This window comes from Clostridium sp. DFI.1.208, from assembly GCF_024463855.1.
In the GTDB taxonomy this organism is placed as follows: Bacteria; Bacillota_I; Bacilli_A; order Erysipelotrichales; family Erysipelotrichaceae; genus Clostridium_AQ.
The window spans coordinates 1-8,181 of sequence record NZ_JANGCA010000101.1; the positions used below are offsets into that span (position 1 = coordinate 1).

At 37.0% G+C, this 8,181-nt stretch carries 7 protein-coding genes and 1 riboswitch; all 7 genes read left to right on the plus strand.

Annotation, left to right across the window (positions count from 1 at the left end):
- Positions 1 to 136: 136 nt before the first annotated feature.
- Positions 137 to 251, plus strand: a riboswitch (FMN riboswitch).
- Positions 252 to 387: 136 nt separating this feature from the next.
- The 7 genes from ribD (at position 388) to NE665_RS22860 (ending at position 8,143) form a co-directional block, all read left to right on the plus strand.
- Positions 388 to 1,488 (plus strand): bifunctional diaminohydroxyphosphoribosylaminopyrimidine deaminase/5-amino-6-(5-phosphoribosylamino)uracil reductase RibD, encoded by a 1,101-nt coding sequence (gene ribD / locus NE665_RS22830; RefSeq protein WP_008690020.1) that lies wholly within the window; start codon positions 388 to 390, stop codon positions 1,486 to 1,488.
- Positions 1,473 to 2,108, plus strand: a complete 636-nt coding sequence (gene ribE / locus NE665_RS22835) for a riboflavin synthase (RefSeq protein ID WP_008394622.1) — start codon at positions 1,473 to 1,475, stop codon at positions 2,106 to 2,108. The genes ribD and ribE (NE665_RS22835) overlap by 16 nt, the downstream gene beginning before the upstream one ends.
- Before the next feature lie 19 nt (positions 2,109 to 2,127).
- Entirely contained in the window at positions 2,128 to 3,333 is a 1,206-nt protein-coding gene (locus tag NE665_RS22840) for a bifunctional 3,4-dihydroxy-2-butanone-4-phosphate synthase/GTP cyclohydrolase II (RefSeq protein WP_008394621.1), read from the plus strand.
- Positions 3,334 to 3,801 carry a 6,7-dimethyl-8-ribityllumazine synthase gene (gene ribE / locus NE665_RS22845; RefSeq protein ID WP_008394619.1) on the plus strand — a complete coding sequence of 156 codons (468 nt, stop codon included), beginning with the start codon at positions 3,334 to 3,336 and terminating at the stop codon, positions 3,799 to 3,801.
- 408 nt (positions 3,802 to 4,209) lie between these two features.
- Positions 4,210 to 5,424 carry a replication initiation factor domain-containing protein gene (locus NE665_RS22850; RefSeq protein ID WP_008394618.1) on the plus strand — a complete coding sequence of 405 codons (1,215 nt, stop codon included), beginning with the start codon at positions 4,210 to 4,212 and terminating at the stop codon, positions 5,422 to 5,424.
- 784 nt (positions 5,425 to 6,208) lie between these two features.
- Positions 6,209 to 6,418, plus strand: coding sequence for a hypothetical protein (locus NE665_RS22855; RefSeq protein WP_008394616.1), 210 nt, complete (start codon positions 6,209 to 6,211; stop codon positions 6,416 to 6,418).
- A 111-nt stretch (positions 6,419 to 6,529) separates the two neighbouring features.
- Positions 6,530 to 8,143 carry a recombinase family protein gene (locus tag NE665_RS22860; protein ID WP_008394611.1) on the plus strand — a complete coding sequence of 538 codons (1,614 nt, stop codon included), beginning with the start codon at positions 6,530 to 6,532 and terminating at the stop codon, positions 8,141 to 8,143.
- Positions 8,144 to 8,181: the final 38 nt, after the last annotated feature.

Genomic DNA, 8,181 nt, shown 5'->3' on the forward strand with positions numbered 1-8,181 from the left:
GGAGTTTCCCAAACAAAAGGATATTAAGAAATAACCTGTGTTTACCTGCTTGCAAATTATTGTATTTGGATAAACGAGAAAAAAACTTTTTATTGACAGATATAATATCAGATATTATAATTGTCCGTAATTGAATAACTATCTTCAGGGCAGGGTGTAATTCCCTACCGGTGGTATAGCCCACGAGCCGAAAGGCATGATTTGGTGAAATTCCAAAGCCGACAGTATAGTCTGGATGAAAGAAGATGAAAGTAAGTTTATGCTTTTTTTGCGTGCTCTGGAATGATTTTATATTGTTTCAGAGCATTTTCTTTAATCGCATAAATCCTCTTTTGCATGTCTTGGATAGATTTTATTCAAGGCATGTATTTTTTTGGAGGTGTAAAAATGAGCGATACAGAATACATGAAATTAGCAATAAAACTGGCAAAAAAAGGTGCTGGCTATGTCAATCCTAATCCTATGGTTGGGGCAGTAATTGTAAAAGATAATCGAATTATAGGACAGGGATACCATGAAATCTTTGGTGGATTGCATGCAGAGAGAAATGCATTAAAAAATTGTAGGGAGTCACCTGTAGGAGCAACACTTTATGTAACACTTGAACCATGCTGTCACTATGGTAAGACACCACCTTGCACAGAAGCAATTATTAAAAGTGGCATTACAAGAGTAGTCGTCGGAACTTTAGACTGTAATCCTATTGTGTCTGGAAAAGGTGTAAAGGTACTTGAGGAAAACAACATTCAAGTTGTGATAGGAATTTTAGAAATGGAGTGTCAACAGTTAATCAAAGTTTTTAGAAAATATGTTACAAGGCATATTCCTTATGTTTTTATGAAATATGCAATGACAATGGACGGGAAAATAGCAACTTATACAAATCAATCAAAATGGATAAGTGGCGAAAAAGCGAGAAAACAAGTACATCAATTCAGGCATAAGGTTACTGCGATCATGGTAGGAGTGAATACCGTTATTCAAGATGACCCTTTACTGACATGCCGATTAGAAAACGGGGAAAATCCTATTCGTATCGTATGTGATACAGATTTAAGAACACCCATTACATCAAAAATTATCAAAACAGCGAATGACATTAAAACATATATCGCTACTTCTTCTATTGATGAAAGTAAGATTGCTCTTTACAGAAAATGTGGTTGTGAAATTATTTATACGAAGAAAAAAGGTAATCATATTGACTTAATGAATTTAATGCAATGTTTAGGAAATATGCAGATAGACAGTCTACTTTTAGAGGGTGGAAGTGCAATGAATTGGAGTGCTCTTGAGCAACAGATTGTTGATGAGGTGCAAATTTATATAGCACCTAAAATATTTGGTGGGAGTGCAAAAAGCCCTGTAAGTGGTCAAGGTGTTGCTTTTCCTAATGACGCCATTATGCTTAAACCATATGCTTTTTCTCAAGTGGGAAATGATTATTTCATAGAAAGCGAAGTGATTTATCCATGTTTACAGGAATAATAGAAGAAATCGGTAAAGTAGAAAGAATACAGAAAGATACTTGTAACTGTAAACTATCCATTAAAGCTTCAAAAATATTAGAGGATATACATTTAGGCGACAGCATAGCAGTCAATGGTATCTGCCTTACAGTTACTTGTTTCACTCGACAATCTTTTACAGTTGATGTGATGAATGAAACATGGAACAGAACGGCTCTTAGCCTGTTAAGACATGGAAGCCTTGTGAATTTAGAAAGAGCTATGCCTATGAATGGCAGGTTGGGCGGTCACATTGTTACGGGGCATATTGATGGGACAGGCAGAATATCGTCTGTGCGTAGAGACAAAAATGCGGTGTGGTATCAAATCAATACGCAAAGAGAAATCTTAAATCTAATTGTTGAAAAAGGTTCGATTGCTATTGACGGTATTAGTCTTACTGTCGCAAAAGTATCGAAAGCAGATTTTTCGGTATCCGTTATCCCTCATACTTTGGAGCAAACAATTCTCAAGAATAAACAAGTCGGGGATATGGTAAACCTTGAAAATGATATATTAGGGAAATATGTGCAGAAACTCATAGACAACAGCAATGAAACAGAGTTGTCGAAAGAGTTGTTATGCCGATACGGATTTTAGCAGAAAGGATAAAGGAATTATGAAATATCAAAAAATAAAAGAGGCATTGCAGGCGTTACAAGAGGGAAAACTTGTTTTGGTTATGGACGATAAAGAGAGAGAAAATGAGGGGGATTTAATTTGTTCGGCACAATTTGCGACAACAGAAAATGTTAATTTTATGGCGACTTATGCAAAAGGCTTAATCTGTATGCCTATGAGTGAAAGTCTGGCTAACAGGCTCATGCTTTCCCCTATGGTTGAAGATAATACAGATAACCATGAAACTGCCTTTACAGTTTCTATTGATTATAAGGATACTACAACAGGTATTTCTGCCGAAGAAAGAGGATTAACGGCTCGTATGTGTGTGACTGAGAATGTAAATCCCTTTGACTTTCGTAGACCGGGGCACATGTTTCCTCTGATTGCAAAGAACGGAGGTGCTTTGGAAAGAAATGGACATACAGAAGCAACGGTTGACCTATTGAGGTTGGCTGGCTTAAAAGAATGTGGCTTATGTTGCGAAATTATGAATGAAAACGGGAAAATGATGAGAACACCTGATTTAATTCAGTTTTCTCAAACACACCATATACCTACCCTCACAATTAAAGAATTACAGGAATACAGAAAAGTATATGATTTGCTTGTAGAATGTGTTTCGGTTGTAGAAATGCCTACAAAATATGGGAATTTCAAAGCACATTGTTATATCAATAAATTGAATGGAGAACATCATGTTGCATTGGTTATGGGAGATTTGAATAATGGAAACGATGTGCTATGTCGTGTCCACTCAGAGTGCTTAACAGGAGATGCCTTTGGCTCTTTACGCTGTGATTGTGGACAGCAGTTAGATAAAGCAATGAAAATGATTGCAGAAAATGGTTCTGGTGTATTGCTTTATATGCGACAAGAGGGACGAGGTATCGGGCTTGTCAATAAACTAAAAGCCTATCATTTACAGGATAACGGTATGGATACACTTGACGCCAACCTTGCATTAGGATTTCAAGGCGATTTAAGAGAATATTATATCGGTGCACAGATTTTAAGAGATTTGGGAATAAAATCATTGCATTTACTTACAAATAATCCTGATAAAGTTTATCAGTTAGAAGATTATGGAATGAAAATTTCAAGCAGAGTACCGATTGAAATAGAAGCAAATCCTTATGATAGTTTTTATCTAAAGACAAAGAAAGACCGAATGGGACACATTTTGAATATGGAGGAAAAATAAATGAACACTTTTGAAGGAAATTTAGTAGCAGAAAATATAAAAATCGGTATTGTTGTAGCAAGATTTAATGAGTTTATAACTTCTAAGCTATTAGCAGGTGCATTAGATAATTTGAAAAGAGAAAATGTTGGTGAAAAGGACATAGAGGTAGCTTGGGTTCCGGGAGCATTTGAAATACCTTTGATAGCGTCTAAAATGGCAAAAAGTAAAAAATATGATGCGATTATTTGTTTGGGAGCAGTTATTCGAGGTAGTACAAGCCATTATGATTATGTGTGTAGTGAGGTATCAAAAGGAATTGCTCAAATCAGTTTAAATACCGAAACACCAGTTATGTTTGGTGTTCTTACGACAGATACGATTGAACAGGCGATAGAACGAGCTGGTAGCAAAGCAGGAAATAAAGGCTCTGAATGTGCACAGGGAGCTATTGAAATGGTAAATCTAATTCGTGCATTAGAGGTATAATATGATTGGGGATTAAAAGGTAAAGCGAAAAAGCATAATAGGCGGAGTGATCCAGACACGGCGGTGGGAAAATCTCTTAGATTTTTCCACCGTTTTTAGTGGCTGGTTCACTCCGGCAGTTGAGCGAGCTTGCGAGCGAACAGTAAGCCCCCGTTATCTAACAAGGGGGGCACAAAAAACAAGAAACAATATACACTACTAAGCGGAAAACGCTGTATTTACAAGGTAAAATCGCTTTTAATAGGGTGTTAACTAAAAAGCACTCATTTAATACATAAAAATTGAATAAGACATAGGAAAGACAGTTGATTTCAAACGAGAAATTGATTGTCTTTTCTTTTGCGGAAATTTAAGTATAGGCAATTATCAAATATGGTAGTTGCCTTTTTTGATTGGAGGAATTGAAGAATGAATGATAAAAACTTTATAGAAGAATTAAGACAAAAGCGTGAAGAATATGGAGTAACACAAAGAAAACTTGCTGTTGCCTGTGGTATCAGTCGTACATATTTTAACCAGATAGAGAATGGGACTGTTGTTCCCTCTGCTGAACTAAAACAAACGATAGAAAAACAGATTGAGCGTTTCAATCCGCAAGAACCACTATTTCTGTTGATTGATTACTTCCGTGTCCGCTTTCCTACGACAGACGCATTAAAGATTATTCGTGAAGTATTACAACTAAAAGCCGATTATATGCTTTATGAAGATTTTGGAAAATACGGATATGAAAGCAAATATGTTTTAGGCGACATCAACATCATGTGTTCCATGCAAGAGCATTTAGGTGTTTTATTAGAACTAAAAGGCAGAGGGTGTCGGCAAATGGAAAGTTATCTATTGGCACAGGAACGCTCATGGTATGACTTTATGCTGGATTGTTTAACGGCAGGTGGTAAGATGAAACGACTTGACTTGGCAATCAATGATAAAGCAGGAATATTAGATATTCCAAAGTTAAAGGAAAAATACAAGGCTGGCGAATGTATCTCCTACTTTCGTATGCAGAAAGATTACAGCGGTACGGAAAAATGTGGTAGCGATTTACCAAAGAATACAGGAGAAACCTTATATCTCGGTTCAACCAGTAGTGAGTTATATATGTGTGCCTATCAGAAAAATTACGAGCAGTATGTCAAAAATGGCATAGAAGTTGAAGATACAGAAATCAAGAACCGTTTTGAAATACGCATGAAGAATGAACGAGCCTATTATGCGGTTGTAGATTTACTGACCTATCGGGACGCTGAACGCACCGCTTTTTCTATCATCAATCATTATGTCCGCTTTGTTGATAGAGAAGATGATAAACCGAAAAGTCAATGGAAAACAAATGATGATTGGGCATGGTTTATAGGGGAAAATAGAGAGCCGATACGATTAACGACTAAACCAGAACCTTATACTTTACAAAAGGCATTACATTGGTTACAAAGACAGGTTGCACCAACCATAAAAATGGTACAAGCATTAGACAGAGAAAATCATACAACGATACTGAAAGATATGATTGAGCAGGCAGAACTCAAAGATAAGCATAAACACTTATTACAATTAGAAAAATCAACCATAGAAGAACGCATAGATACCGCTGTCCCACAAGAGAATGACGGTATTTTTTAATTTCTTCAAAATATCTGCAACAAAACATCAACTTGTGTACAGATATGGTACGAGAAAAGGAAATCTAACTTTTTTTGAAAATAGGTCATCAAATCAAGGTTTCCATTCCCTATATGGAGTGAAAGAAGAAAAGTTTTGAAAAAATGTCGGAAATTCAAGATGAGTGGACAGTGTTATGTGAAAGAAGACAAAGTATCTTCAATTTGTATTCAAACAGGTATTAGCAGTTGAGTGTTGATGTGAAAAGAAGAAAATATTTTCATTCTCAACTTAACATTTGGTAGTTGTCGTTCCCTATATGGAGCAAACAAAATCTTTCATTTCATAGTTGGCAGTAACGGTATTGCATAGGTAGTTAGGGTGTGAAAAGAAATCTTTTCATCATCAACTTAGCAGAATGACAATTTCTTTCCCTATATGGTACAAGAAAAGAAAAAAGTTTTGAATATTGGTTACGCTTTTACTCTTTTCCAACGCGATATATAGGAAAGATGATTTTCTTCTTTCAATCGCTCTTTGACAACTGAATAAAGCAATTCAATACCTTTGACAGACAGCGAGCCGTTGAAACAGATACGCCATGACCTTTCTCCTGCAAAAGTGAGCGACAACCTATCTGTGTTCTTGTAAAAGATTTGTCCTCTTTTATCGCCATGACCTGTGCTGTCAGATAATGATACTCCCGTACAGCCACAGCTTGAGCGTTAAAAGCGTCGCACGCAATGGGTACGGCTACATAAGAACTATGCAGAGGTGGAAGTCCTGTGGGCTATGACAAAAGCCGTTGAATTGCTTAGAAAGATTTTACAGAAAGGGGGTATGTGTTATTGATAATGCTGTAAAAACAATTCAAAAGAAAAATAACAAGTGTGGCATTGGCAACAGAGGAAAGACAAAGATTGTTGTAAAAGAGCATTTCTCCGAAAAGGGAAAGACAATGGAAGAACTTCTAACTGATGTCATGTTGGAAAAAGCAAAGCAGACAATCGCATAAAATCGGTGCAGTTGTAAGAAATAGATTGAATGACAAAAAGTACCCGTGTTATACTTTACTTGCAAGCAGGTATTGTAAACACGGGTTAGTTATAAAGGAGGATAACTGACAATGAAACAACAGATTTACAATACTGCACTTTATCTTAGGTTAAGCCGAGATGATGAATTACAGGGCGAAAGTTCCAGCATTACCACACAAAGAAGTATGTTGCGTCTATATGCAAAAGAACATCATTTGAATGTGATTGATGAATATATTGATGACGGCTGGTCGGGAACAAATTTTGACAGACCGAGTTTTCAAAGAATGATTGAGGATATAGAGGCAGGAAAAATCAACTGTGTTGTAACAAAAGACTTATCACGACTTGGTAGAAATTATATTATGACAGGACAATATACAGAATTGTATTTTCCCAGCCATAATGTCCGTTACATAGCGATTGACGACGGTGTGGACAGCGAAAAAGGCGAAAGTGAGATTGCACCATTTAAGAACATCATCAATGAATGGGTGGCAAGAGATACGAGCCGTAAAGTGAAATCAGCCTTTAAGACGAAATTTGCAGAGGGTGCGTATTATGGGGCTTATGCTCCGTTAGGATATAAGAAACACCCCGACATCAAAGGGAAACTGTTGGTTGATGAGGAAACAAAATGGATTGTTGAAAAAATCTTCTCTCTAGCCTATCAAGGTTACGGTAGTGCCAAAATCACAAAAATACTGCGAGAAGAAAAAGTCCCGACAGCGTCTTGGTTGAATTTTACAAGGTACGGTACTTTTGCTCATATCTTTGAGGGAAAGCCCGAAAGCAAGCGTTATGAGTGGACGATTGCTCATGTAAAGGCGATATTGAAAAGTGAAGTCTATATCGGAAACAGCGTTCATAATCGACAATCAACCGTTTCTTTCAAAAGCAAGAAGAAAGTACGAAAGCCCGAAAGCGAATGGTTTCGAGTAGAAAACACGCACGAACCGATTATTGACAAGGAAGTGTTCTATCGTGTGCAGGAGCAGATAAAATCAAGGCGTAGACAGACAAAGGAAAAGGCAACGCCGATATTTGCAGGGCTTGTCAAGTGTGCGGATTGTGGCTGGTCTATGAGGTTTGCGACAAATAAGGCAAATAAAACACCGTATAGTTATTATTCTTGTAGTTTCTACGGACAGTTTGGCAAAGGTTATTGTTCTATGCACTATATCCGCTATGATGTGCTGTATCAAGCTGTATTGGAACGATTGCAGTATTGGGCTAAGGCAGTACAGCAGGACGAAGAAAAGGTATTGAACAAAATACAGAAAGTCGGCAATGCAGAGCGAATACGGGAAAAGAAGAAAAAGGCAAGTGCCTTGAAGAAAGCCGAGAACCGACAAAATGAGATTGACCGTTTATTTGCAAAAATGTATGAAGATAGAGCCTGTGAGAAGATAACGGAACGAAACTTCATCATGCTGTCGGGGAAATATCAAAAAGAGCAGATAGAACTTGAACAGCAGATAACCAACCTAAGAGAAGAATTAAGTAAAATGGAACAGGATATGATAGGTGCTGAAAAGTGGATTGAGTTAATCAAGGAGTATTCCGTACCAAAGGAACTGACAGCACCGTTATTAAATGCAATGATAGAAAAAATCCTTATTCACGAAGCAACAACGAATGAGGAGAACGAAAGAATACAGGAAATAGAGATATACTACCGATTTATTGGAAAAGTAGACTGATAAAGAGGGTTCATATCTTTAACTAAGGGAAACTGGTA